30 protein-coding genes and 1 pseudogene are annotated in these 26,679 nt (G+C 69.1%); 17 read left to right on the top strand and 14 right to left on the bottom strand.

Annotated elements, in window-relative coordinates:
* Positions 1–762, top strand: coding sequence for an A24 family peptidase (locus E4M01_RS03770; RefSeq protein ID WP_135062167.1), 762 nt, complete (start codon positions 1–3; stop codon positions 760–762).
* Positions 763–792: 30 nt separating this feature from the next.
* On the opposite strand, the gene murC is transcribed toward E4M01_RS03770, so the two are convergent.
* Positions 793–2,184 (bottom strand): UDP-N-acetylmuramate--L-alanine ligase, encoded by a 1,392-nt coding sequence (gene murC, locus E4M01_RS03765; protein ID WP_135062168.1) that lies wholly within the window; start codon positions 2,182–2,184, stop codon positions 793–795.
* A gap of 119 nt (positions 2,185–2,303) precedes the next feature.
* On the opposite strand from murC, the gene E4M01_RS03760 reads away from it, so the two are divergent.
* From E4M01_RS03760 to E4M01_RS03745, 4 genes are all read left to right on the top strand, one after another.
* Positions 2,304–3,128, top strand: a complete 825-nt coding sequence (locus E4M01_RS03760) for an LD-carboxypeptidase (protein ID WP_135062169.1) — start codon at positions 2,304–2,306, stop codon at positions 3,126–3,128.
* A 24-nt stretch (positions 3,129–3,152) separates the two neighbouring features.
* On the top strand, positions 3,153–4,451 hold the full coding sequence (gene hmgA, locus E4M01_RS03755) for a homogentisate 1,2-dioxygenase (RefSeq protein WP_135062170.1): 1,299 nt from the start codon (positions 3,153–3,155) through the stop codon (positions 4,449–4,451).
* A complete protein-coding gene (locus E4M01_RS03750) occupies positions 4,448–4,825 on the top strand; it encodes a hypothetical protein (protein ID WP_135062171.1) in 378 nt (125 codons plus the stop codon). The genes hmgA and E4M01_RS03750 overlap by 4 nt, the downstream gene beginning before the upstream one ends.
* A gap of 97 nt (positions 4,826–4,922) precedes the next feature.
* Positions 4,923–6,209, top strand: a complete 1,287-nt coding sequence (locus E4M01_RS03745) for a cation:proton antiporter (protein ID WP_135062172.1) — start codon at positions 4,923–4,925, stop codon at positions 6,207–6,209.
* Between the two features lie 139 nt (positions 6,210–6,348).
* On the opposite strand, the gene E4M01_RS03740 is transcribed toward E4M01_RS03745, so the two are convergent.
* Positions 6,349–7,125 (bottom strand): PhoH family protein, encoded by a 777-nt coding sequence (locus E4M01_RS03740; RefSeq protein WP_135062753.1) that lies wholly within the window; start codon positions 7,123–7,125, stop codon positions 6,349–6,351.
* Positions 7,126–7,415: 290 nt separating this feature from the next.
* On the opposite strand from E4M01_RS03740, the pseudogene E4M01_RS03735 reads away from it, so the two are divergent.
* From E4M01_RS03735 to arfB, 4 genes and pseudogenes are all read left to right on the top strand, one after another.
* Positions 7,416–7,775: pseudogene (locus E4M01_RS03735) on the top strand (gamma carbonic anhydrase family protein); the annotation flags it as partial.
* A 216-nt stretch (positions 7,776–7,991) separates the two neighbouring features.
* Positions 7,992–8,918, top strand: coding sequence for a hypothetical protein (locus tag E4M01_RS03725; RefSeq protein WP_245158186.1), 927 nt, complete (start codon positions 7,992–7,994; stop codon positions 8,916–8,918).
* Between the two features lie 42 nt (positions 8,919–8,960).
* Positions 8,961–9,416, top strand: coding sequence for a YaiI/YqxD family protein (locus E4M01_RS03720; RefSeq protein WP_135062176.1), 456 nt, complete (start codon positions 8,961–8,963; stop codon positions 9,414–9,416).
* Positions 9,416–9,817: an alternative ribosome rescue aminoacyl-tRNA hydrolase ArfB gene (gene arfB / locus E4M01_RS03715; protein ID WP_135062177.1), complete on the top strand. Its 402-nt coding sequence runs from the start codon at positions 9,416–9,418 to the stop codon at positions 9,815–9,817. The genes E4M01_RS03720 and arfB overlap by 1 nt, the downstream gene beginning before the upstream one ends.
* A 122-nt stretch (positions 9,818–9,939) precedes the next feature.
* Here arfB and E4M01_RS03710 read toward each other — a convergent pair whose 3' ends face one another.
* From E4M01_RS03710 to E4M01_RS03695, 4 genes are read right to left on the bottom strand one after another with little or no spacing between them, the layout of a single operon-like run.
* Positions 9,940–10,440, bottom strand: coding sequence for a hypothetical protein (locus tag E4M01_RS03710; RefSeq protein WP_135062178.1), 501 nt, complete (start codon positions 10,438–10,440; stop codon positions 9,940–9,942).
* Between the two features lie 20 nt (positions 10,441–10,460).
* A complete protein-coding gene (gene ubiB, locus E4M01_RS03705; protein WP_135062179.1) occupies positions 10,461–12,065 on the bottom strand; it encodes a 2-polyprenylphenol 6-hydroxylase in 1,605 nt (534 codons plus the stop codon).
* On the bottom strand, positions 12,053–12,832 hold the full coding sequence (locus E4M01_RS03700; protein ID WP_135062180.1) for a class I SAM-dependent methyltransferase: 780 nt from the start codon (positions 12,830–12,832) through the stop codon (positions 12,053–12,055). Before E4M01_RS03700 ends, ubiB begins: the two co-directional genes overlap by 13 nt.
* 50 nt (positions 12,833–12,882) lie before the next feature.
* Entirely contained in the window at positions 12,883–13,584 is a 702-nt protein-coding gene (locus E4M01_RS03695) for a Crp/Fnr family transcriptional regulator (RefSeq protein ID WP_135062181.1), read from the bottom strand.
* A 102-nt stretch (positions 13,585–13,686) separates the two neighbouring features.
* Between E4M01_RS03695 and E4M01_RS03690 the strand changes: the two genes are divergently transcribed.
* Positions 13,687–13,983, top strand: a complete 297-nt coding sequence (locus E4M01_RS03690) for a 4a-hydroxytetrahydrobiopterin dehydratase (RefSeq protein ID WP_135062182.1) — start codon at positions 13,687–13,689, stop codon at positions 13,981–13,983.
* Positions 13,980–14,762, top strand: coding sequence for an SDR family oxidoreductase (locus tag E4M01_RS03685; protein ID WP_135062183.1), 783 nt, complete (start codon positions 13,980–13,982; stop codon positions 14,760–14,762). The genes E4M01_RS03690 and E4M01_RS03685 overlap by 4 nt, the downstream gene beginning before the upstream one ends.
* Positions 14,763–14,765: 3 nt before the next feature.
* On the opposite strand, the gene E4M01_RS03680 is transcribed toward E4M01_RS03685, so the two are convergent.
* On the bottom strand, positions 14,766–16,019 hold the full coding sequence (locus E4M01_RS03680; protein WP_135062184.1) for a UbiH/UbiF/VisC/COQ6 family ubiquinone biosynthesis hydroxylase: 1,254 nt from the start codon (positions 16,017–16,019) through the stop codon (positions 14,766–14,768).
* 105 nt (positions 16,020–16,124) lie between these two features.
* Between E4M01_RS03680 and E4M01_RS03675 the strand changes: the two genes are divergently transcribed.
* Complete coding sequence (locus tag E4M01_RS03675; protein WP_135062185.1) at positions 16,125–16,754, top strand: LysE family translocator; 630 nt, start codon at positions 16,125–16,127, stop codon at positions 16,752–16,754.
* Positions 16,755–16,835: 81 nt separating this feature from the next.
* Complete coding sequence (locus E4M01_RS03670; RefSeq protein WP_135062186.1) at positions 16,836–17,405, top strand: hypothetical protein; 570 nt, start codon at positions 16,836–16,838, stop codon at positions 17,403–17,405.
* Positions 17,406–17,463: 58 nt separating this feature from the next.
* On the opposite strand, the gene E4M01_RS03665 is transcribed toward E4M01_RS03670, so the two are convergent.
* Positions 17,464–18,207, bottom strand: coding sequence for a DUF6065 family protein (locus E4M01_RS03665; protein WP_135062187.1), 744 nt, complete (start codon positions 18,205–18,207; stop codon positions 17,464–17,466).
* A gap of 92 nt (positions 18,208–18,299) precedes the next feature.
* Here E4M01_RS03665 and E4M01_RS03660 point away from each other — a divergent pair, with 92 nt between their 5' ends.
* The 4 genes from E4M01_RS03660 (at position 18,300) to E4M01_RS03645 (ending at position 21,006) form a co-directional block, all read left to right on the top strand.
* Positions 18,300–18,779, top strand: a complete 480-nt coding sequence (locus tag E4M01_RS03660; RefSeq protein ID WP_135062755.1) for a prolyl-tRNA synthetase associated domain-containing protein — start codon at positions 18,300–18,302, stop codon at positions 18,777–18,779.
* Entirely contained in the window at positions 18,776–19,324 is a 549-nt protein-coding gene (locus E4M01_RS03655) for a GNAT family N-acetyltransferase (RefSeq protein WP_135062188.1), read from the top strand. Before E4M01_RS03660 ends, E4M01_RS03655 begins: the two co-directional genes overlap by 4 nt.
* Positions 19,325–19,427: 103 nt before the next feature.
* Positions 19,428–20,330 (top strand): thioredoxin, encoded by a 903-nt coding sequence (trxA, locus tag E4M01_RS03650; RefSeq protein ID WP_135062189.1) that lies wholly within the window; start codon positions 19,428–19,430, stop codon positions 20,328–20,330.
* Positions 20,331–20,340: 10 nt separating this feature from the next.
* Complete coding sequence (locus tag E4M01_RS03645) at positions 20,341–21,006, top strand: LON peptidase substrate-binding domain-containing protein (RefSeq protein ID WP_135062190.1); 666 nt, start codon at positions 20,341–20,343, stop codon at positions 21,004–21,006.
* 168 nt (positions 21,007–21,174) lie between these two features.
* On the opposite strand, the gene E4M01_RS03640 is transcribed toward E4M01_RS03645, so the two are convergent.
* The 6 genes from E4M01_RS03640 to E4M01_RS03615 form a co-directional block, all read right to left on the bottom strand.
* Complete coding sequence (locus E4M01_RS03640) at positions 21,175–22,527, bottom strand: amidohydrolase family protein (RefSeq protein ID WP_135062191.1); 1,353 nt, start codon at positions 22,525–22,527, stop codon at positions 21,175–21,177.
* Positions 22,527–23,996, bottom strand: a complete 1,470-nt coding sequence (locus E4M01_RS03635; RefSeq protein ID WP_135062192.1) for an amidohydrolase — start codon at positions 23,994–23,996, stop codon at positions 22,527–22,529. The genes E4M01_RS03640 and E4M01_RS03635 overlap by 1 nt, the downstream gene beginning before the upstream one ends.
* 104 nt (positions 23,997–24,100) lie before the next feature.
* On the bottom strand, positions 24,101–24,475 hold the full coding sequence (locus E4M01_RS03630; RefSeq protein WP_209316068.1) for an ammonium transporter: 375 nt from the start codon (positions 24,473–24,475) through the stop codon (positions 24,101–24,103).
* Positions 24,472–24,765, bottom strand: a complete 294-nt coding sequence (locus tag E4M01_RS03625) for an autorepressor SdpR family transcription factor (protein WP_135062193.1) — start codon at positions 24,763–24,765, stop codon at positions 24,472–24,474. The genes E4M01_RS03630 and E4M01_RS03625 overlap by 4 nt, the downstream gene beginning before the upstream one ends.
* Before the next feature lie 112 nt (positions 24,766–24,877).
* On the bottom strand, positions 24,878–25,807 hold the full coding sequence (locus E4M01_RS03620; RefSeq protein WP_135062194.1) for an electron transfer flavoprotein subunit alpha/FixB family protein: 930 nt from the start codon (positions 25,805–25,807) through the stop codon (positions 24,878–24,880).
* A complete protein-coding gene (locus E4M01_RS03615; RefSeq protein ID WP_135062195.1) occupies positions 25,808–26,569 on the bottom strand; it encodes an electron transfer flavoprotein subunit beta/FixA family protein in 762 nt (253 codons plus the stop codon).
* Positions 26,570–26,679: the final 110 nt, after the last annotated feature.

Here is a 26,679-nt window from a genome sequence, read left to right as displayed (position 1 = left end):
ATGGCCGAAACCCTCGCCGTCGTCCTGATCCTGGCTTTGCTCGGCCTGGTGTTCGGCAGCTTCATCGCCGCCGTCAGCGTGCGCCTGCCGGCCGAGGAGGACGTTGTCTTCGCCCCGTCGCGGTGCCGGTCGTGCGAGACGCCGATCAAGCCCTGGAACCTGATCCCGGTGTTCAGCTGGCTGGCCCTGCGCGGACGCTGCACGGCGTGCGGCGCGGCCGTTTCACGGCGCTATCCGCTGATCGAAACCGCCGCCGCCCTGATCGGCGTCTGGGCGGCGCTGAACGGCCAAGGCTGGATGACCGTGGCGGCGACCGTCGTGCTGGGCTGGCAACTGTTGCTGATCGCCCTGGTGGACGGCGAGCATTTCTGGCTGCCTGACGTCCTGACCTGGCCGCTGGCGGTCACGGGGCTGGTCGCCGCCTGGCTGCTGAGCGGAACGCAGGGCCTGATTGCGGGCGGCGTCGGCGTCGTCGCGGGCTTCGGCCTGCTGTGGCTCTTGGCCTTCGCCTATCGCCGGGTGCGCGGGCGCGACGGGCTGGGCGGCGGCGACCCCTTCCTGTTCGGGGCGGCGGGGGCCTGGGTCGGCTGGATGGGCCTGCCCAGCGTGCTGCTGTGGGCCTGCGCGGCCGCCTTCAGCCTGGTGACGGCGCGGCTGTTGCTCAGGCGGACCGTGCGGGGCGACGACCGCCTGCCGTTCGGTGTCTTCCTGGCGATCGGACTCTGGCTGACCTGGCTCTACGGGCCGCTGGGCATTTCCTAACGGGGAGCGACCGCGCGGCAAGGGAGTCCATCACAGTCGAGTCAGCAGACCTCTGGCGAAGTCCGACAGGGTGTCGTCGCGCGCGCCCATGACGACGATGCGGTCGCCTGGCCGGGCCAGTTCGATCAGGCGGTCGCCGCAGGCCGCGCGGTCGCCCAGCGCCTGCGCCTGACGGCCCGCCGCGCGCACGCCCTCGGCGATGTCCACGCTGCCGACGCTGCGGTCCGTCGTGCCGCCGTAATAGACCGGCTCGGGCATCAGCAGCACGTCGTCGGGGCGCATGAGGCCGGCGAAGCCCTCGATGAATTCCGACTTCATCAGCTTCAGCGGGCCGAAGCCGTGCGGCTGGAACAGGATCAGAAGCCGCCCGTCGAAGGCGTGCAGGGTCTTCAAGGTGGCGGCGATCTTGTCGGGGTTGTGGGCGAAGTCGTCGATGACGGTCACCCCGTTCGCCGCGCCCACCACCTCCAGCCGACGTCGGATGCCCTGGAAGGTTTTCAACGCCGCGACGCCTTGGTCCAGATCGACCCCCAGCGCCTGCACGGCGCCCAGGGCGGCCAGGGCGTTGGCGACGTTGTGCGCGCCCGGCGCGGCCAGCTCCACCGGAATGCGGCGCGCGCCCGCACGATCGTCCAGCACGAAGCGCATCCCGCCAGCCAGCGGCTCCAGATCGTGCGCTGAAAGGTCCGCCTCGGCGGCGCCCATCGCAAAGGTCACGACCGGACCGCGCGCCGCCCGCTCCTGGGCCAACGCCGCCGTCTCGGGATTGTCGAGATTCAGCACCGCCGTCTCTGACCGCTCCACGAAGCCGCCGAACAGGTCGCGCAGTTCCTCCATCGACTTGTGGTCCAGCGAAATGTTCGACACCACCGCCACCGTCGGTCGGTAGCGGGCGATGGAGCCGTCGCTCTCGTCCACCTCGGCGGCGAACAGGACGGCGTCGCCCACGACCGCCGAGGCGAAGGGGTTTTCGGCCGAGACGAAGTTCTTCATCACCGCGCCGTTCATCACGGTGGGCCTGCGCCCGGCCTGGTCCAGGATCCAGGCGATCATGCCGGTAATGGTGGACTTGCCGCTGGTGCCCGCCACGCCGACCGAGGTCTGCGCCGCGTTGAACAGTTCGCTGAGCAGTTCGGGCCGCGTCTTGATCGTCGCGGCGACGCGCCGGGCCGCCGCGATGTCGGGCACTGTGTCTTCGACCGCGCCGGTGGCGACCAGGATCTGGCCGGCGCGCACGCCCGAACCGTCCTGGGGGTGCAGGGCGACGCCATGGTCACGCAGCCAGGCGAACTTGTCCGGCGTCCGGCCCTGGTCCAGCGCCCGGTCCGAGCCCGCGATGCGCCCGCCGCGCGCCTGGACGATCATGGCCAGGGGCAGCATGCCGGACCCGCCGATCCCGCAGAAGAAGTAGTCGTCGCTCATCGGCTTGATTTCAGTCCGCGAAACCGGGGAATGTCCGGCGGCCTCGATAGCATGGAGGCCGCATCGCTCAAGCAGCCATCCGCCGCGCGGATGGCGGTAGCGAAAGAACGAGAGACTAGATGAAGATCGGCATCGTCAACGCCAGCTCGCGCTTCGACCCCGGCCGGGGCGAGGCGATCGAGGCGTTCATGGCCCAGCGGTTTCCCGACCGCTCGGTGTCGGTGGTGCTGCACCCGTCGCTCTACTCCAAGCACGGCCATTTCGGCGGCGACGACGCCGCGCGTGCTCGGGCCTTCATCGAGTTCGCCAACGACCCGCGCCTGGACGCGATCTGGTTCGCGCGCGGCGGCTACGGCTCGTGCCGCATCGCCGAGGCCGTGGTGCCGCGCCTGGACGACGTGGCGCGCAAGAAGCGCTACCTCGGCTATTCCGACGCCGGCAGTCTGATGGCGCTGATGTACAAGGCCGGCTTCAACGGCCTGGCGCACGGGCCGATGGCGTCGGACGCGGTGCGTGATCCGGCCGCCGCTGAGCGGGCCCTGGCCTGGCTGACGCGCGGCGAGGCGCTGGAGTGGGAGCCGTCGCTGGCGGCCGACCCCCGGCCGGCCGTGGCCTTCAACCTGACCATCCTGGACCAGCTGGTCGGCACGGCGCTGGAGCCTGACCTGTCGGGCCATGTCGTCATGATCGAAGAGGTGTCGGAGGCGCTGTATCGGGTCGACCGGATGATGTTCCATCTGACCGGCCAGGCGTCGATGCGGCGCATCGCCGGTCTGCGCCTGGGCCGCGTGTCGGACGTCACGCCCAACGACCCGGAGTTCGGTCTGACGGCCGAGGAAATCGTGCGCTACTGGTGCGACCGCTCGGGCATCGCCTACTTGGGAACCGCCGACATCGGCCACGACCGCATGAACAAGGTGGTCCCGTTCGGCCCGCGCGGCTAAACCGGAGCCAAGGGAGACACGCTGATGACGACGCGATCCAACGCGCCCGCCTATATGACCGGCTTCGCCAATCATTTCGCGACCGAGGCCGCGCCCGGCGCCCTGCCGCAGGGCCGCAACTCGCCCCAGCGCCCGGCCATGGGCCTGTATGCCGAACAGTTGTCGGGCACGGCCTTCACCGCGCCGCGCGACCACAATCTGCGCAGCTGGCTGTATCGTCTGCGACCGTCGGCCCAGCACGGCCCCTACGTCCCCTTTGATCAGGGACGGGTGCGCTCCACCCCCTTCGACGAGACGCCGCCGAACCCGAACCGCATGCGCTGGGACCCGCTGCCCATGCCGGACCAGCCGACCGACTGGGTCGAGGGACTGGTCACCTATGGCGGCAACGGCGACGCGGACGCGGGCCTGGGCGTCGGCATCCACCTGTACGCCGCCAACCGATCGATGATCGACCGCGTCTTCTACGACGCCGACGGCGAGTTGCTGATCGTGCCGCAGGACGGCGCGCACCGTTTCGTCACCGAGCTGGGCGTGATCGAGGCTCAACCGGGCCACATCGTCCTGATCCCGCGCGGCGTGCGTTTCCGCGTCGAGCTGGACGGTCCGTCGCGGGGCTATGTCTGCGAGAACTACGGCGCGGCTTTCCAGCTGCCGGACCTGGGCCCCATCGGCTCGAACGGCCTGGCCAATCCGCGCGATTTCGAGACGCCGGTCGCCGCCTTCGAGGACGTGGATCGTGCGACCCAGTGCGTCCAGAAATACGGCGGCCGGCTGTGGGCCACGACCTTCGATCATTCGCCGCTGGACGTGGTGGCCTGGCACGGCAACTACGCGCCCTGCCGCTATGACACGGCGCGGTTCAACACCATCGGCACGGTCAGCTTCGACCACCCGGACCCGTCGATCTTCACAGTCCTGACCAGCCCGTCGGACACGCCGGGCACGGCCAACTGCGACTTCGTCATCTTCCCGCCGCGCTGGATGGTGGCCGAGGACACCTTCCGTCCGCCGTGGTTCCACAGAAACGTCATGAGCGAGTTCATGGGCCTGATTCACGGCGCCTATGATGCCAAGGAGGGCGGCTTCGCACCCGGCGGCGCCTCGCTGCACAACCGCATGAGCGGCCATGGCCCGGATCAGGCCAGCTGGACCGGCGCCACCAGGGCCGAGCTGAAGCCGCACAAGATCGAGAACACCCTGGCCTTCATGTTCGAGACTCGCATGCCGATCCGGGTAACGAAATGGGCGGAGCAGTCGCCGCAGATGCAGCTTGACTACGATGACTGCTGGTCGGGCTTCGACAAGGCACAGGTCCAATGAAACTCTCCGCCATCGCCGCCGCCTTCGGGCTGCTGCTCGCCGCCTGCGCGCCAATGCCCGGGGCCGAGACGACCGGCCCCGAAGCCGCCGCTCCGGTCCAGAGCGCCGACGCCCAGGCCTGCGCCCGTCGCGGCGGAGAGATGCGCCAGGTGGGCCGCATGCAGAGCTGGCAGTGCATCGTCAAATACGCCGACGCCGGCAAGCGGTGCACCGACGGCGCCCAGTGCCAGGGCGACTGCCGCGTTCAGGGCGACAACGCCCGACCGGCCGAGGGCCAGGCGGTCGCCGGTGTCTGTCAGGCCGACAGCGACCGCTTCGGCTGCTACACCACGATCAAGGACGGCAAGGCCGAGCCGACTATCTGCGTCGACTGACGGCGAAAACGGCTTCGGCCAAGCCTTGCCGTTAGGGCGGTTCGTGCCCAAGTTGCGGAGCTGAGCCCGAAAATCCGATCCGCCGCCAGGAGCGCCGATGCCGCACGCCGACAGCCTGATTCTCACTCTGGTCGGCGGCTTCGTGCTGGCCTTTGTGTTCGGGATGGCGGCCAATCGGCTGAAGCTTTCGCCCCTCGTCGGCTATCTGGTCGCGGGCGTGATCGTCGGCCCCTATACGCCCGGCTATGTCGCCGACATGGAGCTGGCGCCCCAGCTGGCCGAGATCGGCGTCATTCTGCTGATGTTCGGCGTTGGCCTGCACTTCTCGCCGCAAGACCTGATGCGGGTGCGCAAGGTCGCCGTGCCGGGCGCTGTGGTTCAGATCGCGGCCGCGACCGGCCTGGGCTGGCTGCTGGGCCGGTTCGTGCTCGGTCTCTCGGATGTCGAGGCCATCCTGCTGGGCTTCTCGCTGTCGGTCGCCTCGACGGTGGTGCTGATCCGGGCGCTGGAGGAGCGCAAGCAGCAGAAGGGCGAGATCGGCCGCATCGCCGTCGGCTGGCTGATCGTCGAGGATCTGGTGATCGTCATCGCCCTGGTCATGCTGCCCCTGCTGGTGACCCCGGCGGGCCAGCCGATCCAGGCCGCGGCTCTGGCGGGCGACGTCGCCTGGACCCTGGTCAAGGTCGCCGCCTTCGTGGGCCTGATGTTCGTGGTCGGCGGCCGGGTGCTGCCTTGGCTTCTGGTGCGCATCGCCCACACCAAGTCGCGCGAGCTGTTCACCCTGGGCGTCCTGTCGATCGCCCTGGGCATCGCCTGGCTGGCCTATGAGGTCTTCGGCGCTTCGTTCGCTCTGGGCGCCTTCGTCGCCGGCCTGGTGCTGAACGGTTCGCCGCTGGGTCACAATGCGGCGGAGCGGTCGCTGCCGCTGCGCGACGCCTTCGCCGTGCTGTTCTTCGTGTCGGTGGGCATGCTGTTCGACTGGCACATCATCCTGCGCCAGCCCTGGGCCGTGTTCGGCGTGGTGGCCATTGTCATCGTCGGCAAGTCGCTGGCCGCGCTGGCGATTGCCAAGCAGTTCGGCCTGGACCGCAAGACCGGACTGACCGTCGCCGCCAGCCTGGCCCAGATCGGGGAGTTCTCCTTCATTCTGGCGGCGCTTTCCATGAGCCTGGGCGCCATGAGCCGCGAGACTCACGATCTGATCCTGGCCGCGGCCCTGATCTCGATCTCGGTCAATCCGTTCGTGTTCAAGCTGATCGACCGCCTGGGCGCGCCGCCCGCGCCGCCGCGCAAGCCCGGCGATCCCCCCGAAAAGCTGGCGGCCGACCAGATCAAGGCCATCCCCGATCCGACCAGCCCCAGCCCCGAGCCGAAGCCGGTCTAGATCTACCGCTGGACGCGGCGAACCTGGACCGGCCTCAAGTCGCGCGAAGCGCGGCAGGCCAGATCAAAAGCCTCAAGCAGCGCGAGGCGCGGTAGGCCGGAACAAAGGCCTCAAGCAGCGCGAAGCGCGATAGGCCAGATCAAAGCACCCCGATCATGCTGGCCACCAGGGGGTGGCGCACGATGTCCCGTTCGGCCAGACGCACGACGGCGATGTCCGGCACCGCCTCCAGCCGCGCGGAGATGTCCGAGAGCCCGGAGATGCCGGGCAGCAGATCTGACTGCTGCGGGTCGCCCGTCACCACCATGGTCGAGTGCCAGCCCAGGCGCGTCAGCAGCATCTTGAGCTGGACGTAGGTGCAGTTCTGCGCCTCGTCGACGACGATGAAGGCGTTGTTCAGCGTGCGGCCCCGCATGTAGCCGACCGGGGCGATCTCGATCAGCCCTTCGGCCATCAGCGCCTTGACCCGCTTCATCGACAGCCGGTCCGACAGGGCGTCGTAGAGCGGCCGCAGATAGGGGGCCAGCTTGTCCTCCATGTCGCCGGGCAGGAATCCGATGGATTCGCCGGCCTCGACCGCCGGGCGGCTCAGCACGATGCGCCCGACCTTGCCGGCTTCCAGCGCCTCGACCGCCTTGGCCACCGCCAGATAGGTCTTGCCGGTGCCGGCCGGGCCCAGGGCCATGACCAGGTTATGGTGGTCGATCGCCTCCATCAGTTCGGCCTGGCCGTCGGACTTGGGCTTCAGCGTCTTGAGATAGGCCTGGTCGCGGTCGTCGTTGGAGGGGTGAGGCGACCAGCCGGAGTGGGTCGGCAATCGCCGAACCTTGGACTCCTCCGTGAACTGCCGTGAATCCAGCACGCCTTCGCGCATTTGACGCTTCAGGGCCGCACGTTTGGTCATGGACGCCTCCAGGCAATAAAAAAGGCGGACCCGATCGGGTTCCGCCTGAGACAGGGGGTGGGGAGGGGATCGACAGAAGGCCGCGCGCCGCCTGGATCGGATGGAGAGCCAGCCTCCAGCGGCCGCAGCCGCCGATCCGAACACGCCACGCGCATTCTCCTGGGCCTGACCGGACCGGGCTTGATCCGGCTTCGGATTGGAGGCCAGAAACGAGAGGCCTCGAATCGCTTCAACACACTGATGCTATCGTGGTTTCCAAAGGCTGAAAGGCCCTGTCGTCAAAAAGATAAGGTGATGAATTCATGACGGTCTTCGCTCTGGACGACAAGAAACCCACTCTGCCGGCCGCTGGCGAATACTGGATTGCGCCCGGCGCGACCGTTCTGGGCGACGTGACGATGAAGCCTGGCGCCAGCGTCTGGTTCGGCGCGGTGGTCCGCGGCGACAACGATCCGATCGTCATCGGGCGCGACACCAACATTCAGGACGGCAGCGTCCTTCACTCCGATCCCGGCCAGCCGCTGATCATCGGCGACGGGGTGACAGTGGGCCACAAGGCCATGCTCCACAGCTGTACCATCGGCGACAACAGCCTGATCGGCATCGGGGCGGTGATCCTGGGCCGCGCGGTGATCGGCCGGGACTGCATCATTGGGGCCAACGCCCTGATCACCGAAGGCAAGGTCATCCCGGACGGCTCGCTGGTCATGGGCCAGCCGGGCAAGGTGGTGAAGACCTTGGAGCCGGGCCAGATCGAGGCGCTTCGTGTCTCGGCGGAACACTATGTGCAGAACTGGAAACGCTACGCCGCGGGTCTGAAACCCGCCTGAATCGCGGCGCGCAACGAAAACGCAAGGCTTTTGCCCTTCAATGCCCGGATGGCGGCCCGTGACTTGCAACGCGGCCGCGACGTTTCAATTCGGGAGTTCCAGCCCATGCGGGTGCGGATCAAGACCTGGCTGCCGGCGCTGTTCGGTTTCTTCGCCGTGATGGCCGTGGCCGACACGGCCGCCGCGCAATGCGGTTCGGGCTGCGAGCCCCCCCCGCCGCCGTGCTGCGCGCCGCCGCCGCCGCCGCCGCCGCCGCCCGTGCCCTGCTGCACCCCGCCGCCTCCGCCCACGCCCTGCTGCGGCGGCGGCAACGTCAATGTGAACGTCAACGTCAATGCGGCGGCCAGCGCCAGCGCCTCGGCGCGCGCCGCCATCAACGCCCGCGCCGGTTCGACCGTCTATGTCGGCGGCGGCGGCTCGGCCTATGTCCACGTCGATCAGCCCTACCCCACCGCCATCCAAGGGCTGAACGTCGAAGGCGCCCGCGTCGCCCAGCTGATCCGCGTGCCCTTCACCGCCACCCGCTCGATCCGCAAACAGGTCGTGATCCGCGCCGTCTGCATCGACGACCGCAACGTGCCGCACCCCGCTTCGCAGGTCCGTCCCGGTCGCGACGTGCGCGAGGACTATGAGGGCGAACTGTATCGCTGCATCGCCGGTTCGCGCCTGCAGATGTCCATCGCCGACTGGAACGGCCAGGCCGATTTCGACGGCGGCGAAACCCTGATGTGCCGCAAGCGCGAGGCCCTGTGGCATGGCGGCGGCGGCCGCATCGAATGCCGCCCCGAAAAGCCCGAACGTGACTGCAACGAGCGCTCGCTGCTGCGCCGCTATGGCGCGGGTCTGAAGGTGCTGACCCTGTATCGCGAGGAAACCTACACCGAGTACCGCGAGGAAATCGTCGAGACCCAAGGCGTGGCCGTGGCCGGCGCCAGCATGGTTCTGGACGGCGGCGTCGGCGGCCGGGTGTTCTGATCCGATCTGTTCGAGACACGCGCATCGGGCCATGATGGCCCGATGCCAACCAGCCTCTACATCGACGCCGACGCCTGCCCGGTGAAGGAAGAGGTCTATCGCGTCGCACGACGCTATGGCCTCAAGACCTTCGTCGTGTCCAACGCCTGGATCAACACGCCGCGCGAGGCGCTGATCGAGCAGGTGGTGGTCGACGCCGGGCCTGACATCGCCGACGACTGGATCGCTGAGCGCGCCGGGCCGGGCGACGTGGTGATCACCGCCGACATTCCTCTGGCCGACCGCTGCCTGAAGGCCGGGGCTCAGGCGCTCAAGTCCAACGGCCAACCCTTCACGCCCGACAGCATCGGTTCGGCCCTGGCCGGCCGCATGGTGGGCGAGCACCTACGCTCCATGGGCGTGGCGACATCCGGTCCCCCGCCGTTCTCAGCGGCCGACCGCTCACGCTTCCTGCAGGCGCTCGACGCCGCCGTGGTGCGGGCGCGAAAGGCCATCTGATGGGCCGCATTCCTGAAGATGAGCTCGAGTTCCGCTTCTTCCGCGCCGGCGGCCCGGGCGGGCAGAACGTCAACAAGGTCTCGACCGCGGTCCAGATGCGCTTCGACGCGCTGAACTCGCCCTCTCTGACCGAGGGTGCGCGGACACGGCTGATGAAGGCGGCCGGCTCAAAGCTGACCCAGGACGGGGTGATCGTCTTCACCGCCACCCGCTTTCGCACCCAGGAGCGGAACCGCGCCGACGCCATCGAACGGCTGGAAGCCCTGGTCGAGGAAACCTGGCGTGCGCCCGCCTATCGAGTCCCCACCCGCCCCACCAAGGCGTCGAAGGAGCGGCGGCTGAAGGCCAAGTCCGGCCGCGCCGCCATCAAGAGCGGCCGCGGCAAGCCGGCGATGGATTAGGGGCTAGCAGGCCGGTCTGAACCCGACTCCCCGGCGAAGGCCGGGGCCCAGGACCAGATGCGCGCCGCTTTATCATCTAGACCCCGGTCTTCGCCGGGGAGACGGAAATCAACCTCGGCCGATCACTCTTCCGGCTTGGGACGGAACAGCAGGGCGCCGACCTTGTCGTCCTCATCGAAGCCTATGATCCATTGGGTTTCCGCATTGGCGAACACCACCTCGAAGAGGTCCGCGCCCTGTTGCTCGCCGGCGTAGGTGACGCTGCGCAGCGCGCCGAAGCCCTGAACCAGAGGCGTGACCTGGGCCGATTGCGCGCGGATCTGGACCGCCAGGCTGTCGCTGAACACCGAATAGTCGAACTCGCCGCTCTGGGCGGCGGCGATCACCTCGCGCAGGGTGCGCTCAGCGCGGGCCACGTCGGGGGCTTGGGCCTGGTCTGCGGGCTGAGCCTGAGCCGCCTGGGCGGCGGCTTGCGGCGCAGCAGCGCGGGCGGAGGGATCGTCGAAGGTGTTGGGCGCGGCGCCGGCGGCCGCAACCGGACGCCCCTGCGCCGAAGGGACGGTCTGCGCCAGGACGGCGACAGGCGCGGCGGCCAGCATCAGGGCCAGGGCGAGCGACTTCATTCAGCGGTCTCCGAAAACGATCAGCCGAGGATCGCGGGCCAAAGCGACAGAAGCAAGGCGGCGCCGGAGGCCAGCACCGCAGTCGTCACCGCTGCCACCATCCAGGCCGGGGCGCGGGCGCGCTCCACGATCACGGTGGTCGGCGTGCCAGGCTCTTCCTGAACCTTGCGGGCCACGGCGCGCAGGGCGCCGACCAGCTCTTCCAGCGTCTCCTTGATCTGCGCCTGCGGCCCCAGTTCGCGCCGGATCCAGCGCTCGACGACAGGCCGAGCGGCGGCCCACAGGTCGTGGTCGGGGTTCAGCCGCCGGGCCACGCCCTCGACGGACACCATGGTCTTCTGCAGCAGGATCAGTTCCGGCCGCAGGTGCATGTCGAACAGTGCGGTGATCTCAAACAGCTGGCCCAGAAGCCGGCCCATCGAAACTTGTGAAGCTTGCTTGCCGATCACGGGCTCGCCGACGGCGCGCAGGGCCTGAGCGAAGGCCTGGACCGAATGCTGCGGGGGCACGTAGCCCGCCTCGAAATGGACCCGTGCGATCCGGTCGTAGTCGCGGCTGAGGAAGCCCCACAAGATTTCGGCCAGATAGCGCCGCTCGGCCGGGCCCAGCCGGCCCACGATGCCGAAATCCACCGCCATGACTTCGGCCGGGGCGGAGGCGAACAGATTGCCCTCGTGCAGATCGGCGTGGAAGGCGCCGTGGTCCAGCGCCTGCACCAGAAAGGCGCGCACGACGTTGTCGGCCAGGGCGTTCCTGTCCAGCCCCGGCTGCTCGGCCGCAGCAGGGTCCGTCATCGGCAGGCCGGTGGCCCATTCCAGCGTCAGCACGCGCCGGCCCACGCCATCCCAGACGACCGCCGGAGCCGTCATGTGGCCGCCGCCCTCCTCGGCCGCCTTGCGCATGACGTCGCCCAGCTCGGAGGCCGCCGCCGCCTCCAGCCGCATGTCCAGCTCCAGCTGAAGCGCGCGGGCGATGGTCTCGACGAAGGCCGAGGGCTCGAGGCGTCGCGCCGCCGGAACCAGCCGGTAGACGACACGCGCCGCCAGCCGCATGGCGTCCAGGCCGCGCGAGACCTTGCGCTCGACGCCGGGCCGCAGAATCTTGACCGCCACCTTGCGGCCGTCGGCCAGCCAGGCCGGATGGGCCTGGGCCAGGGAGGCGGCGGCGACGGGCTCGCCGAAGTCGATGAACAGGCTTTCGACCGAGCGGCCCAGCGAGCGCTCGACCTCGCGGCGCGCCTCCTCGATCGGGAACGGCGGCAGCCGGTCCTTGAGCCGGCCCAGGTCCGAGGCGAACTCGACGCCGAAAATGTCGGCGCGGGTGGCCAGCACCTGACCCAGCTTGATCGCCACCGGGCCCAGATGTTCGAAAGCCTGCCCGACCCGCTGGCCGGGCCGACCGGACCGGCCCTCGCGGCCCGAGAACATCTGCACGAAGCCGGCGATGGGCCGCGCCCAGGCGGGCAGCAGGGGGGTAACCTCGCGCGGGATCAGCGCATCGTGCCGCGCCAAAACCCAGCCCCAGCCGATCAGCCGCCAGGACGCGCCCCAGGGGTCGCGCACCGGTTCGGCCAGGGGCGCGGGCGGCGGCGTGCCGATGACCATCCGGCTGGTCAGATCGCCCACCCGTGATGGATGGCGGCCACGCCGCCCGACAGATTGGTCACCGAGACGCGGCTGAAGCCCGCGGCCTCGATCATGGCCTTGAAGGTGGTCTGGTCGGGGAAGCGGCGGATGCTCTCGACCAGATACTGATAGCTGTCGCGATCGCCCGCGACCCAGCCGCCGATGCGAGGAATGGCGTTGAACGACCAGGCGTCATAGGCCGCCCGGACGGGCCCCGTGGTCGGGCGCGAGAACTCCAGACACAGAAAGCGCCCGCCGGGCTTGAGCACCCGTCGGGCCTCGCTGAGTGCGACGGCCACTTCGGCCACGTTGCGGATGCCGAAGCTGATAGAATAGGCGTCGACCGAGGCGTCGGGCAGGGGCAGGGCCATGGCGTCGCCGACGGTCCACTGCATCTCGGGCTCGCCGCCCTTTTCGACCCCAGCCAGGATCATCTCGGCGTTGTAGTCCAGCACGATGACCGAGGCGTCCTCGCCGCCGCGCCGCTGCTGGGCGGCGCGCGCCATCTTGGAATAGCGGCGCGCCATGTCGCCGGTGCCGCCGGCCACGTCCAGGATGACCTCGCCCGGTCGCGGATTCAGCTTGGCCGCCGCCGCATCCTTCCAGAGCCGATGCACGCCCGCGCTCATCAGATCGTTCATCAGGTCGTACTTGCCAGCGACGCTGTCGAAGACGCCGCGCACCATGCGCACCTTCTCGCGCGCATCGACGTCGCGGAAGCCGAAGGTGGAGGTCTTGCCCGATAGGGGATCGGCGGACTGGCTCATGGCCGTGCTCTAGCCCTTCCCCGTCCGGTCGTCACCTGCCGCGGCGCCGCTTACGCCGGATTGGGGCGCGGCAGGCCCAGGTCCTTCATCACGCCTTGCAACAGGCCGTAGCAATCGCACGCCGCGCCCTCCAAGGCCTTGCGGTCGGTCACCTCGACCCATCCACGCCCGCGCTGGATCAGCCGTTTGCCCTCGAGTTCGGAACCGACCTCGCTGACGGTCGCGCGACGTACGCCCAGCATGCGGGCGATGTCGGCCTGGGTCAGGTCGAACCGGTCGCCCTCGGCCCGGTCGTGCAGCGTCAGCAGCCAGCGCGCCAGTCGCTGATCCAGGGCATGCTGGGCGTTGCAGGCGGCGACCTGCTGCACCTGGGCGAACAGACCCTCGGTGAACTTGGCGAGAGACGTGCGCATGGGCTCGCTTTTGGCCAGGGCCTCGGCGAAGACATCAGCGGGACAGCAGGCCGCGACGCCCTCGATCTGGGCGATCGCGCGGCTGGCGGCGCGCGCGTTCAGCGGTCCGCAGGTGACGCCGACCAGGCCTTCGCGGCCTATCGCGGCGGTCTCGACCATGCGGTCTTCATCCAGAACCGTCATAAGCGAGACCACGCCCGACAGCGGGAACCAGACCTCCGCCACGGCCTCGCCAGCGTCGTAAAGCATCTGGCCCTGTTCGAAGGGGCGCTCGTTTAGGTGCGGCTCGATGCGCCGGCGGTCGGCAGCGCTCAGCGAGGCGATCCAGAGATTGTCCATGGCTTACAGCTCCGCTTGCCGGACATGAACGCTGAAGCTTGGCCCGCGTTCCGCTTGGCGCCGCCGGGACCGTACGTTAGTCCGTGGATAAAGGAGACGCCCATGACCGCCCTCGACGTCCAGACCGTGCTGAAGGATCTGCCCCGCTGGTCAGACCATCCTGGGGATCGCCCGGCCATCGCCCGGACGGTGCGCTTCGCGGATTTCAACACCGCCTTCGGCTTCATGACGCGCGTGGCGATCAAGGCCGACGCCATGGATCACCATCCCGAGTGGTTCAATGTCTACGACCGCGTCGAGATCGTGCTGACGACCCACGACGCCGGCGGCGTGACCGACAAGGACGCGACCCTGGCCCGCTTCATCGATCATGCCGCTGAACAGGCGGGCGCGAAATGAGCGGCCGCGTCTCGGGCAAGACCGTCCTGATCACCGGCGCGGCCGGCGGCCTGGGCGAATCCATGGCCTGGATGATGGCGAGAGAGGGCGCCCGGCTGGCCCTCAGCGACATCGACGGCGAGCGCGCCCAGGCCCTGGCCCAGGCGATCAATGGCGAACATCCCGACGCCGCCTTCGCCTATGCCCACGACGTCGCCAGCGAGGATCAATGGCGCGATGTGGTGGCCTCGGCCGTCGCCGACCTGGGCGGTCTGTCGGTGCTGGTGAACAACGCCGGCGTCGGCGGCCCGCTCGCCTTTGTCGAGGACGACACGGTCGAGAACTGGCAGCGTCAGTACGAGATCAACCTGCGCTCGGTCATGCTGGGCGCCAAACACGCCATGCCCCACCTGCGCGCGGCGGCCCCGGCCTCCATCATCAACATCTCGTCGATCGCGGGCCTGGCGGCGGCGCCAGGCATGGGCGCCTACAACGCCACCAAGGCGGGCGTCTGGATGTACACCAAGACCCTGGCGCTCGAGGCGGCCAAGGCGGGGTGGAACGTGCGCTGCAACTCGGTGCATCCGGTCTTCATCAAGACCGCCATCCTGGACCCGTTCGTGGCCATGGCCGGCGGCGACGAGGGCAAGGCGCACGAGCGCCTGTCGCGCGGCATTCCGCTGAAGCGGATCGGCGAGCCGGACGACGTGGCCTATTGCGTCCTCTATCTGGCGTCCGACGAGTCCAAGTTCGTGACCGGCTCGGAGTTCAAGATCGACGGCGGCATGACCGCCCAATAGGGCCTAGACGGGCTCGCCGCGCAGCAGACGCGGCAGGTCGCCGGTCGCGCCGCCCGCCTCGTTCATGAAGGCGCGACGCAAGGGAGCGATGCGGTTGACCGCCGCCATGCCGAGATCCCGCGCCAGCCGAACCGGCGCCAGATCGTTGGAGAACAGGCGTACGAAGCCGTCGAAGCCGGCGGCCAGCGCCGCATTGTCGAACCGCCGCCAGCGGGCGTAGCGGTCCAGCACGATCTCCGAGCCGATGTCCTCGCCGATGCGCGCGGCCTCGATCAGCACCTCGGCCAGGGCGGCGGCGTCCTTCAGCCCCATGTTCAGCCCCTGGCCCGCGACCGGGTGCACCGCATGGGCGGCGTCGCCGATCAGGGCTGTGCGGGGCGCGGTCAGCCGCTCGGCCAGGCTCAGCGACAGCGGATAGATGAAGCGCGGCCCCTCGACCGTAGCGCCGTCCAGGAAATCGCCGAACCGCCGCATCAGATGCGCGTGGAAGGCGGCGTCCGAGCAGGTCTTCAGCGCCTCGGCCCGGCGCGTCGTCTCGGTCCAGACCAGGCTGGCGCGCTGGTCGGTCAAAGGCAGGATGGCGAAGGGGCCGGCCGGCAGGAAATATTCGTGCGCGACATTGCCGTGGTCGCGGCCCAGACGAACTGTGGCGACCACGCCCGATTGCTTGTAGCCCCAGCCCAGGGTGTCGATGCCGGCGGCCTGGCGCACGGTCGAGCCGCGCCCTTCGGCCCCGACGACCAGCGCGGCGTGGAGGTGTCGACTGTCCTGCAGCGTCACGATCGCCCCGCCCACGCCGGCTTCGACCCCGGCCACCGCGGCCGGCGCCAGCACGGTGATGTCCGAGGCCTCGACGGCCTGCGCCAGGGCTGCGCGAATGCGGCGGTTCTCGACCATGTAGCCCAGGGGCTCGCCGCCCGTCCGATCCCCGATCTCGTCGGCGTCAAAGCGCAGGAAGGCGGGCGAGGCGGCGCGGCTGGCGGCGCCGGGCCGGCGCCCGTCGGTCACCAGGATGCGGTCCATGCGGCAGGCGTGCGGCCGCAAACCCTCGCCCAAGCCCAGCACATCCAGCATGCGGAAGGTAGAGAAGGCCACCGCCGTCGAACGCCCGTCGAAAGTCGGCGCCAGCTGCGCCTGAAAGGGCTGCGGATCGATCAGGGCGACCTTCAGTCCGCCTTTCGCCGCGGCCAGCGCAAAGGTCGCGCCCGCCATGCCGGCGCCGGCGACCACCACGTCATGTCGTTCGATCTGGGCCATGGCCGCTTGTCGCGCCGATGGCGGCGCGCGGCAAGGGCGCCGATCAGGGCGTGGGCGCGGCGAAATCCCGCTGGCGTCAGCGCGCGGCTCGCGATACGGCGCCGCATGCACTGGCCCGTCGATCCGCACCTGTATTTCACCTTCCTGGGCGTGATGGCGGTGATGGCGATCACGCCGGGGCCGGCCAATCTTTTCGCTGTGGCGACGGGCGTGGCCAAGGGGCGTGCTGCGGCGCTGTCGGGCATGGTCGGCATGAATGCGGCGACCCTGGTCTGGTTCGTCGCGGCGGCGCTGGGCCTGGGCGCTCTGGTGAAGGGCTTTCCCGAGGCGTTTCGCCTCATCGCCATCGGCGGCGCGCTGTATGTCGCCTGGCTGGGTCTCAAGGCTTGGCGCGGCGCCTTCCGGACGGCGCAGGAGCCCGAGACGCCCGCCATCCGGCGCGGCCGCAGCGCCATCGTCGACGGCTTCATGGTCCAGATCGCCAACCCCAAGGCCATCCTGTTCTTCACCGCCGTTCTGCCGCCGTTCCTGGACGTGAACCGGCCGGTGGCGGCGCAGCTGGCCCTGTTCGCCGCCGCTGTGGTCGGCCTGGACGCCTTGTCCATGAGCGCCTACGGTCTGGCTGGCGCGGCCCTGTCGCGGCGCATGGCGCGGCCGGGTTTCCGGCGAGTCTTCGGCCTGATTGTCGGCGGCCTGCTGATGGCGGCGGCGATTTTGATTATCGCGCGATTATAGGCACTTGAGTCGGCCGGAACCGCAGCCGTTCATGCCTCGTTCAGCAGGAACAGCGTCATATGGCGCCGAAGGAGCCCTATCATGACCCGATTTCCCGCAAAGTCCGTGATGATCGCGGCGGCGGCGGCGCTGACGCTCGGAGCCTGCGCCACAGCGACCCCTTATCAACCCGCCGGCCCCAGCGGCTATGGCGGCTATGCCGAACAGCGGCTTGAAGCCAACCGCTTCCGTGTCGCCTTCTCCGGCAACTCGGTCACTTCGCGCGATCAGGTCGAGATGGGCCTTCTGCTGCGCTCGGCCGAGCTAACCGTCCAAAACGGCTTCGACTGGTTCGCCACGGCTGACCGGGCGACCGATCGCGACACGCGGTTCTACGCGACCCCCGACCCCTTCTATTATGATCGGTATTCGCCCTTCTGGGGTCCGCGCTGGCGCTATTCACACCGCGGTTACTGGAGCCGCTGGGATCCGTGGGGCCCTTGGGGGCGTCCCGGCTTCGGCCGCGACATCGACATCCGCCAGGTCGATCGCTTCGAGGCCAGCGCCGAGATCATCATGGGCCGCGGACCCAAGCCCGCCGGCGATCCCAACGCCTTCGACGCGCGTGACGTGATCAACAACCTGGGACCGCGCCTCGCCCGCCCGATGTAAGGGCGCCCGGCGCAACAACGACCAAGGGCGGCGTCCACGCGGACGCCGCCCTTTTCGCCTACCGTCCCACCCGCGGGGTCTTCAGCCGGCGCTTGTTGGCGTGGGTCTGGGGCGCGGCGCCCAGTTCCTCGGGGATTTCACCCTTGAAATAGTAACGTTGCCACGCCTCCTTGACCGCGTCGGGGTCGCGGCTGGCCAGGCGTTCGTTGAAGTCGGTGCGCGCGCGGTTCCAGGCCTCGAACTGGCACTTCATCGTGGGGTTGGACGCCAGGCTGCGGATCACCGGCTCGAACTGCTCGACCTTCTTGTGCTCGATCAGATTGATGAAGCAGAAGGGCTCGCCCTTGTCGAAGCGCACCCGCCCCGGCCGGGTGAAGATCCAGTTCATGGTGAAGGGGAACGGCAACCAGTCCGTCTCGATCAGGCCGACCAGCGGCTGGATCCCGTCCTTGACGTGATTAGGCGAGCCGGACGCCATCATCCCCCAGCCCGGCGGCGTGCGGAACAGATACTGCGGATGCATGGTCAGCACCCCGCGCGAGAAGTGCGAGGTGACGAAATGATCCAGCTCGTGATTGGGCCGGTCCGGCGTGATGACGATGTCTTCTTGGCGCGGCCCGCCGTTCCACTCGGCCTGGAAGCCGAACGGGCACAGGATCTCCCAGCCGGTGGTGTTGGCCATGTTCAGCGGCAGGCAGCGATAGGGATGCCGGCTGGCGAAGGCGTCCATCCAGTTGCGCGACTGGCGGCCGGGCACCAGGTCCGGCGGCCGCGACGACATCGGGTAGCATTCCAGTTCCAAGGCGCGGCTCCGGCGGCTAATCAGGGCAGGTGACCTCCCTAGCCCAGCCCGAGGCCTCGCCTCAACAACCCGCTTTCGACCGCGCCGGCCTCATGGCCTGGCTGGCCGAGCACGGCGTGGCCCATGTGACCCACGACCACCCCGCCGTCTTCCGCGTCGAGGAGGGGCTGGACCTCAAGGCCGCCCTGCCCGGCGCACACACCAAGAATCTGTTCCTCAAGGACAAGAAGGGCGCCCTGTGGCTGATCTCGGCGCGCCAGGACACGGTGATCGACCTCAAGGCCGCGCCCAAGCTGATCGGCTCTGACCGGCTGTCGTTCGGTAATGAACAACTGATGTGGGAGGCGCTGGGCGTGCGCCCCGGCTCGGTCACGGCCCTGGGCCTGATCAACGACACGAACCGCCGCGTCGGCTTCATCCTGGACCGCCGCCTGTGGGACGCCGCTGTAGTCAACTTCCACCCGCTGGAGAACACGGCCACCACCGCCCTGGATCAGACGGCGTTCCGGCGCGTGCTGACGCTGATGGGACGCGAGGCGAAGGTGGTGGATTTCGGGGCGGGCGCTCCATGACGCCCGTCGGCGCAGATCGTGAGCCTTCGACGCTCTGGATCGGGGCGTTGCTGGCCGACGATCTGCCAGCGGCGCTCGCGCTGCAGGCCGCCGCCTATCCGGCGTTTCTGCTCGAAGACCGACACGCCTTCGCCAGTCGATTGAGCATCTCGGCCTCGTATTGCCTCGCGGCCAAGCGCGGAGACGAGTTGCTGGGCTATCTGCTGGCGCATGGATGGCCCAGGGGCTCGCCACCGGCCGTGGGCATGATCTTGCCCGCCCACGCCGCCTGCGAGGTTCTCTACATCCACGATCTCGCGATCTCGCCTGCTGGACGCAGCGCCGGGATCGGCCGACAACTCGTCTCCCGGGCGTTGGAACAGTCCGGACGCGACGGACTTCAAATCGCCGAGCTGATCGCCGTTCAAGGCGCCTCCAGCTATTGGCGTGGTCTGGGCTTTGACGAAGCGACGCCGCCGCCTGCCGCGGTTCAAAAGATCGCGAGCTACGGAGAGGATGCGCGCTGGATGACGCGTCGCATAGCATCCGCAGCCCAGGGCGAATGATCGTCAGCCCCGTCTGCCCCCATCGCCCATCAGGTGTTGCCTCGCCCGTCGTTCGCGACCATCTGCTGAGTGCCGCGTTAGACCCGCCAGCCCCGGAGCGCACATGACCCTCGCCGACCCGCACGCCCCCAACCCCATGGCCGATGACCTGATCAAGGAGGGCACGGACGCCAGCTTCATGGCCGACGTGGTCGAGGCGTCCAAGATCCAGCCGGTGATCGTGGACTTCTGGGCGACCTGGTGCGGGCCGTGCCGGACGCTGGGGCCGATGCTGGAGAAGGCCGTGCGCGCCGCAGGCGGCGCGGTGAAGATGGTCAAGATCGATGTGGACGCCAACCCGGCCTATGCGGGCCAGCTGCGGGTCCAGTCCATCCCCACCGTCTACGCCTTCAAGGACGGCCAGCCCGTCGACGGCTTTCAGGGCGCCGTGCCCGAGAGCCAGATCAAGGCCTTCATCGACAAGCTGACCGGCGGCAAGTCCGGGAACAGCGACGTCGAACAGCTGCTGTCGCTCGGCGAGGAATCCCTATCTCTGAACGACCTGGGCGGCGCGGCGCAGGCCTTCGCCCAGGTGCTGACGCTGGAGAGCGACAATCAGAAGGCCATCGCCGGCATGGCGCGGGTCTATCTGGCCGACGGCGACCCTGAACAGGCGCGCCAGACCATCGCCATGGCCCCCGCCGACAGCCGCGAACCGGCGGTGCAGAGCGTGCGCGCCCAACTGGCCCTGGCCTCGGCGCCGGCCGGCGTCTCGTCGGATCTGGAGGCGCGGGTCAAGGCCGATCCGAACGACCATCAGGCTCGCTTCGACCTGGCTCAGGCCCAGGCGGCCTCGGGCGATCTGAAGGGGGCGGTCGATCACCTGCTGACCATCGTCAAGGCCGACCGCGAGTGGAACGATCAGGCGGCGCGCAAGCAACTGCTGACGGTGTTCGAGGCTGCCGGTGCGACCTCGGACGTCGCCAAGGACGGGCGACGCCGCCTGTCCTCGCTTCTGTTCTCCTAGGGCGGGCGAGATGGCGCAGAGCTATGTAAGGGCCGCCGACCTGCCGCAGGTCATTCCGGTGTTCCCCCTGCCCGGCGCCATCCTGTTCGCGCGTGGCCAGCTGCCGCTGAACATCTTCGAGCCTCGCTATCTGAACATGGTGGACGACGCCATGGCGGGCGACCGGTTGATCGGCATGATCCAGCCTGCCGGAGGCCCGCCCAATCTGCCGCGCCTATCGCACGTCGGCTGCGTCGGGCGCATCACCAGCTTCGCCGAGACCTCGGACGGCCGCTATCTGATCACCCTGACGGGGGTCAGCCGGTTCCGCATGGCCGGCGAACTGCCCAGCCAGGCGCCCTATCGCACCGCGCGGGTGGCCTTCGCCCCCTATGAGGCGGACCTGAAGCCGCCGGTGATCGACGACTACGACTTCGACCGCGAGGGCTTCCTCGGCGCGCTCAAGGCCTATCTGGAGCGGCGCGGCCTGGACATCGACTGGGAGACCGCTGAAGCGGCGCCGCCCGAGGCCCTGATCAACAGCCTGGCCATGGCCCTGCCGTTCGATCCGCCCGAGAAGCAGGCGCTGCTCGAGGCGCCGGAACTGCCGGAGCGCGGGGCGGCCCTGACGGCCCTGATGCGCATCGACGCCGCGGGGGCCGGAGACGGCGAGGACGAGCCCTCGTCGCTCCAATAACCCTTCCCTCTCCCGCTGGGAGAGGGCTTGAGCGCACGACGGCGCAGCCGGCGTTCTTGCGCGAAAGGGTGAGGGCCGACCGACAGCAGCGGCTTCGCCGCCTGACACCGCGGCCCCTCATCCGACCCCTTGGGGGCCACCTTCTCCCAGTGGGAGGAGGACGATCCGTCAGCGCGCCGAATAGGCCGGGGGCATCGCCCCTTCGCCGCCGTCCTTGTAGCGGTCGCGCAGCATCAGGTTGCGGGCCTGCATCGGCTGCTCCACGCCGTTGACGAAGACCGCCGACGGCTGGCTCAGCGGCTCCAGCGGATCGCCGGACCAGACCACCACATCGCCGGCCGCGCCCGCGCGCAGCTCGCCGAACTGGCCCTCGAAGCCGAAGATGCGCGCCGGGTTGACCGTGATCGCCGCGATCGCCGCCTCGAACGGCAGGCCGTGGGACACGGCGTTGCCGGCGTTGTACCGGGTCTCGCGCGCCCTGTGCACCGCGCCCTCGTTGGCCTTGATGGCGATGACCACCCCGGCCGCGTTCAGGGCCGCGGCGTTCTCCATCCGCGAGGCGCGGGTCTGGAAGTTGCCGGGCAGGTTGGAGTTGGGGTGCAGCAGCACCGGCACGCCGGCCGCCGCGATCTCATTGGCGACCAGCCAGCCTTCCTCGGCGCCGTCCAGGATCACCTTGACCCCCTCCTCGCGCGCCAGGCGCAGGACCTGACGGATGTCGGAGGCGCGGTGCACGGTGACGATCAGCGGCATGCGCCCCTCGGCCACCGGGATCAGGGCCTCCAGATCGGCGCGCGAGAGGCTGAGGTCGCGCAGCGCCGCGCGGTCATAGGCGGCCTTGTTGCGGGCGTAGAGGCGGACCTCGGCCATCGTCTCCTTGAACAGGACGAATTCGGCTCCACGACCGCCGCCGGCGATGCGCGCTCCGGCCTCGCCGAACGGCGCGACCATGGCCACGCGCGGGCGCACCAGGATGTCCTGGCCCTGACCCAGATGGATCACCGCCGCCTGGCCCGCGAACAGACCGGGCGACTGATAGCCGCCGTGACCGGCGCCGGCGAAGTCGGAATCATCATGGCTGTGGCCGCCCGACGAGCCCCCGTGGCGCGGCGTCACCACCGCGCGGGTCACCCCGCCCAGGCGCGCCACCGGCAGGGTGAAGGACCAGGGGTCCAGCCCATAGGACAGGTCGAAGGCTGCGCTCAGCGTATTGGCGCTATTGGACAGGTCGTTGGAGCCCTGAACCGAGGACACCTCCGATCCGCCCAGGCCCGAATCCACGGCGACGAAGCCGGGGGCCACGACCTTGCCGCGCGCGTCGATGATCCGCGCGCCGGCCGGGGCCGCGCCGGTCCCGACCGAGGCGATGCGGCCGTTGGCGATCACCACCGTGCCGTTCTCGATCACGGACGTGCCGGTCAGGATCCGGCCGCCGGTGATGGCGACGGTGTCCTGGGCGACGGCAGGGGCGGCCAAGGCAAGCGCCAGCGCGGCGGAGGCGATGAGGGCGTTGAGGCGCATCAGCGGGCTCCTTCGCGAACGTTGGCGGCCGACAGGCCGTATCCGGGCTGGCCCAGCTCGAAGTCCGAGACGGGCTGATAGGCCGGATTGGAGCGGTCGAACGACAGGGCGCCGTCGATGAAGACCTGATCGGCTCTGGCGTAGATCGAGAAGGGATCGGCGCTCCAGATCACCACGTCGGCGCGCTTGCCGGCCTCCAGCGAGCCGGTTTCGTCGGCGATGCCCAGGGCGCGGGCGGCGTTCAGCGTGATCCAGCGGATGGCGTGTTCCTCGCTGATGTTCATGCCCGCGCGGCGGCCGGCCGACAGGGCGGCGGCGGCCTCCTGGTTCAGGCGCTGGATCAGTTCGGCGTCATCGGAGTGGATGACCGCGCAAGAGTTCTGCGGAACGTCGACCAGGGCGGCGTTCTCCTCGATGCCGTCCAGGGCCTCCATCTTGAAGCCCCACCAGCCGGTCCACATCGCCGCGCAGACGCCTTCGCGCGCCAGGCGGGGGGCCAGCTTGTAGGCCTCGATGGCGTGGTGGAAGGCGGTGATCTTGAAGTCGAACTCGCGGCCCAGATCCAGCATCAGCGCCATCTCGTCGGCGCGATAACAGTGGTTCTGCACCAGGATGGAGCCGTCCAGAACGCCGGCGAGGGTTTCGTTCTGCAGGTTGCGGGTCGGCGGAGTTCCCTCGCCGGTGCGCCGCCACTTATCCCACTTCTCGCGATAGTCCTGGGCGGCGATGAAGGCCGCACGATAGCCGGCCATATTGCCCATGCCGGTGGCCGGGCTCTGGTTGCGGCCGCCGTAGACGCGGCTGGGGTTCTCGCCGCAGGCCATCTTGACCGTATAGGGGGCGTTCGGGAACTTCATGCCCTGCATGGTCACCGACGGCACATTGCGCACCGTCACGCCGCGTCCGCCGAACAGGTTCGCCGAACCGGGGAGGATGTGCATCGTGGTGACGCCGCCGGCGCGCGCGGTGTTGAAGCCCGGATCCTGGGGCCACAGCGAATGTTCGGCCCAGACCTGGGCGGTGTTCGGATTGGTCGCCTCGTTGCCGTCGCTCATGCCCATGACGCCGGGCGAGGGATAGACGCCCAGGTGGCTGTGCACGTCGATGATGCCCGGGGTCACGAAGCGTCCGCGCGCATCGACCACACGGTGGCCGCCGGGCACGGGGGTGGAGGCGTCGCCGACCGCGGCGACCCGGCCGTCGGTGACGATCACCACGCCGTTGTCGATCTTCTGACCGGCGCCGGTCAGCACCACCCCGCCGACGATGGCGATGTTTTCGCGCGGCAGGCCGCGATAGGTCGAGGGATAGGGGTCGGGATTGGCGGCGGCGTCCAGGCCCGCGGCCATCGGCGCCCGCTCACGCTTGGGAGCTTCGGATGTCGAGGCGCTGTCGCCCGTCGAGGCGCAGGCCGAGACGACGAGAACAAGCGCGGCCGCGCAGGCCCCGCGCGTGAGCATTTGACGCATGAAACTCCCCCCTGAACGTCCCCCAGGACGACGGCGCAGGCATAGAAACGGCTCATTTCCCTCCCGTAAAGGGCAAATCTCGATCCGGTTCGTCTTGGGGCGGCTCAGGCCGCTTGGGCCCGCCCGCGCTGCAACACGCAGAAGGCGAAAGTCACGGCGATGCCGGCCAGTATCGCGCCGCACCCGACGACGAGCGCCACCGTGGGGGGCGCGAAAGCCCAGAGACAGGCGTAGGCCAGGCCGCTCAGCGCCATCGACCATCCTCCGACCCGCGCCACGCGACGGGCGTGGCCGTTCGGCGCAAAGGCCTTTGGCATGCGGTTGCCGTACCAGGCGACCATCAGGCCTATGGCGCCCAGCACGATGCGGTTCACCGCCTCGCCCTCTATCCAGCCCTGTTGACGGGCCACGGTGGCCGCCAGGGCGATCACGATCAGTCCGCCGGCCCAGACCATGGCGGAACGAATGTCGGTGTTCATTTCGTCGTCTCCTCGGGTTCGGCGGATTGAGCCGCCGCACCGAATGAATGGACAAAGCCGAGCAGCGCCTCTTCGAGCACCGACAGCTTCAGGTGATAGATGATCGACTTGCCCGACTTCTCGGCGTGGACCAGGTCCGCCTCCCTGAGGACGGCGAAATGGGCTGACATGGTGGGGCGCGAGACATCGAACCGGTCGCTCAGATCGCCGGCGCTCATGGGCCCCTGGCGCAGCAGCTGAAGCACCGCGCGGCGGGTCGGATCGGAGAGGGCCTTGAAGACGCGGCTCATAGAAACGACATTTAGCTAAACGTCGAAATGAGTCAAGCGCGACGATCTTCGCAACAAAAAAGGGACGCGGCCCTACGGTCGCGCCCCTTTCCGAACGTCGGCGGCTGAAGGGTCAGCCCAGAGCCTTCATCAGCTCCGGCACGGCCGTCTTGTAGTCGGCGACCAGGCCATAGTCCGCCACCTGGAATATGGGGGCGTCGGCGTCCTTGTTGATGGCGACGATGGTCTTGGAGTCCTTCATCCCCGCCAGGTGTTGGATGGCGCCCGAGATGCCGATGGCGATGTAGAGCTGGGGGGCGACGACCTTGCCGGTCTGGCCGACCTGATAGTCGTTCGGCGCATAGCCCGCGTCCACGGCGGCTCTGGAGGCGCCGACGGCGGCGCCCAGCTTGTCGGCCAGCGGGTCCATCACGGCGTGGAACTCCTCGGCCGAGCCCAGGGCGCGGCCGCCCGAAACGATGATCTTGGCGGCGCCCAGTTCGGGACGATCCGACTTGACCATCTCCTCGGAGACAAAGTCCGTCTTGGGCGCGTCGGCGCCGGCGATGGCTTCGACCGAGGCCGAGCCCCCGTCGGGCGCCGCGTCGAAGGCGGTCGGGCGCACGGTGATGACCTTCTTGGCGTCCGACGACTGGATCGTCTCCAGCGCATTGCCGGCGTAGATCGGCCGCACGAAGGTGTCGGCCGAGACGACCTCGACGATGTCCGAGATCGGAGCCACGTCCAGCCTGGCGGCGATGCGCGGTGCGAAATTCTTTCCGTCCATGTTGGCCGGCGTCAGAATGGCGTCATAGGCGTCAGCGAGAGGCAGCACAGTGGCCTCCACGGCCTCGGCCAGGGTCTTGCCCAGCTCGGCGCTTTCGGCCAGCAGCACCTTGCGCACGCCCGAGATCTTGGCGGCGCTGTCGGCGGCGGCCTGTGCGCCCTGCCCCACGACCAGGATGTCGATGTCGCCGCTCAGCTTGGACGCGGCGGTCACGGTCTTGGCGGTGGTGTCGCGAACGGCCGAGCCGTCGTGATCGGCGATGACGAGGACAGCCATTTACAGAGCTCCCGCAGACTTGAGGGCAGCGACCAGGTCTTCGGCCGAGTTCACCTTGACGCCGGCGCCGCGCTTGGGCGGCTCGGCGACCTTGAGGACCTTGAGGCGCGGCGCGACGTCCACGCCGTAGTCGGCGACCGCCTTCGTGGCGATCTCCTTCTTCTTGGCCTTCATGATGTTGGGCAGGGACGCATAGCGCGGCGTGTTCAGGCGCAGGTCCGTGGTCACCACGGCTGGCAGCTGCACGGCCACGGTCTGCACGCCGCCGTCCACTTCACGCGTCACATTGGCCTTGCCGTCGGCCAGTTCGATCTTGGCGGCGAAGGTGGCCTGGGGCCAGTCCAGCAGCGCCGCCAGCATCTGACCGACCGCATTGTTGTCGCCGTCGATCGACTGTTTGCCCATCAGCACCAAATCGGGCTGCTCCTCGTCAACCACCGCCTTCAGCAGCTTGGCGACCGCCAGCGGCTCAAGATCCGTGTCCGACTGGATCAGCACGCCGCGATCCGCGCCCATGGCCAGGGCGGTGCGGATCGTCTCCTGCGCCTGAGCCGGCCCGATCGAGACGGCCACGATCTCCGACACGGCGCCGGCCGCGTGGCCCTTGCCTTCCTTCATGCGCACGGCTTCCTCGACCGCGATCTCGCAGAAGGGGTTCATGCTCATCTTCACATTGGCCAGATCGACGCCGCTCTGGTCCGCCTTGACGCGAGCCTTCACGTTCGAATCGATCACCCGTTTGACGGGGACGAGTACCTTCATGAGCCTATCCACACGATCGCCGAAATGTTGCGCCACGGAATGGAACGGGCGAGAAGGCCTGTCAACGTGACGCGGGGTCAATGACCCGCAACGACTCATCGGAGCAAGGG

The sequence above is a fragment of the Brevundimonas sp. MF30-B genome, assembly GCF_004683885.1.
Classification (GTDB): Bacteria; Pseudomonadota; Alphaproteobacteria; order Caulobacterales; family Caulobacteraceae; genus Brevundimonas.
The sequence above is the reverse complement of the archived record's forward strand: the minus strand, read 5'-3'. Positions and strand labels throughout refer to the sequence as shown.

Excerpts from the sequence above, each read along its gene's own strand:
- E4M01_RS03770 (WP_135062167.1), top strand. The coding sequence starts at position 1 with ATGGCCGAAACCCTCGCCGTCGTCCTGATCCTGGCTTTGCTCGGCCTG.
- murC (WP_135062168.1), bottom strand. The coding sequence starts at position 2,184 with ATGAGCGACGACTACTTCTTCTGCGGGATCGGCGGGTCCGGCATGCTG.
- E4M01_RS03760 (WP_135062169.1), top strand. The coding sequence starts at position 2,304 with ATGAAGATCGGCATCGTCAACGCCAGCTCGCGCTTCGACCCCGGCCGG.
- hmgA (WP_135062170.1), top strand. The coding sequence starts at position 3,153 with ATGACGACGCGATCCAACGCGCCCGCCTATATGACCGGCTTCGCCAAT.
- E4M01_RS03750 (WP_135062171.1), top strand. The coding sequence starts at position 4,448 with ATGAAACTCTCCGCCATCGCCGCCGCCTTCGGGCTGCTGCTCGCCGCC.
- E4M01_RS03745 (WP_135062172.1), top strand. The coding sequence starts at position 4,923 with ATGCCGCACGCCGACAGCCTGATTCTCACTCTGGTCGGCGGCTTCGTG.
- E4M01_RS03725 (WP_245158186.1), top strand. The coding sequence starts at position 7,992 with ATGGCGGCCCGTGACTTGCAACGCGGCCGCGACGTTTCAATTCGGGAG.
- E4M01_RS03720 (WP_135062176.1), top strand. The coding sequence starts at position 8,961 with ATGCCAACCAGCCTCTACATCGACGCCGACGCCTGCCCGGTGAAGGAA.
- arfB (WP_135062177.1), top strand. The coding sequence starts at position 9,416 with ATGGGCCGCATTCCTGAAGATGAGCTCGAGTTCCGCTTCTTCCGCGCC.
- E4M01_RS03710 (WP_135062178.1), bottom strand. The coding sequence starts at position 10,440 with ATGAAGTCGCTCGCCCTGGCCCTGATGCTGGCCGCCGCGCCTGTCGCC.
- E4M01_RS03700 (WP_135062180.1), bottom strand. The coding sequence starts at position 12,832 with ATGAGCCAGTCCGCCGATCCCCTATCGGGCAAGACCTCCACCTTCGGC.
- E4M01_RS03695 (WP_135062181.1), bottom strand. The coding sequence starts at position 13,584 with ATGGACAATCTCTGGATCGCCTCGCTGAGCGCTGCCGACCGCCGGCGC.
- E4M01_RS03690 (WP_135062182.1), top strand. The coding sequence starts at position 13,687 with ATGACCGCCCTCGACGTCCAGACCGTGCTGAAGGATCTGCCCCGCTGG.
- E4M01_RS03685 (WP_135062183.1), top strand. The coding sequence starts at position 13,980 with ATGAGCGGCCGCGTCTCGGGCAAGACCGTCCTGATCACCGGCGCGGCC.
- E4M01_RS03680 (WP_135062184.1), bottom strand. The coding sequence starts at position 16,019 with ATGGCCCAGATCGAACGACATGACGTGGTGGTCGCCGGCGCCGGCATG.
- E4M01_RS03675 (WP_135062185.1), top strand. The coding sequence starts at position 16,125 with ATGCACTGGCCCGTCGATCCGCACCTGTATTTCACCTTCCTGGGCGTG.
- E4M01_RS03670 (WP_135062186.1), top strand. The coding sequence starts at position 16,836 with ATGACCCGATTTCCCGCAAAGTCCGTGATGATCGCGGCGGCGGCGGCG.
- E4M01_RS03660 (WP_135062755.1), top strand. The coding sequence starts at position 18,300 with ATGGCCTGGCTGGCCGAGCACGGCGTGGCCCATGTGACCCACGACCAC.
- E4M01_RS03655 (WP_135062188.1), top strand. The coding sequence starts at position 18,776 with ATGACGCCCGTCGGCGCAGATCGTGAGCCTTCGACGCTCTGGATCGGG.
- trxA (WP_135062189.1), top strand. The coding sequence starts at position 19,428 with ATGACCCTCGCCGACCCGCACGCCCCCAACCCCATGGCCGATGACCTG.
- E4M01_RS03645 (WP_135062190.1), top strand. The coding sequence starts at position 20,341 with ATGGCGCAGAGCTATGTAAGGGCCGCCGACCTGCCGCAGGTCATTCCG.
- E4M01_RS03640 (WP_135062191.1), bottom strand. The coding sequence starts at position 22,527 with ATGCGCCTCAACGCCCTCATCGCCTCCGCCGCGCTGGCGCTTGCCTTG.
- E4M01_RS03635 (WP_135062192.1), bottom strand. The coding sequence starts at position 23,996 with ATGCGTCAAATGCTCACGCGCGGGGCCTGCGCGGCCGCGCTTGTTCTC.
- E4M01_RS03630 (WP_209316068.1), bottom strand. The coding sequence starts at position 24,475 with ATGAACACCGACATTCGTTCCGCCATGGTCTGGGCCGGCGGACTGATC.
- E4M01_RS03625 (WP_135062193.1), bottom strand. The coding sequence starts at position 24,765 with ATGAGCCGCGTCTTCAAGGCCCTCTCCGATCCGACCCGCCGCGCGGTG.
- E4M01_RS03620 (WP_135062194.1), bottom strand. The coding sequence starts at position 25,807 with ATGGCTGTCCTCGTCATCGCCGATCACGACGGCTCGGCCGTTCGCGAC.
- E4M01_RS03615 (WP_135062195.1), bottom strand. The coding sequence starts at position 26,569 with ATGAAGGTACTCGTCCCCGTCAAACGGGTGATCGATTCGAACGTGAAG.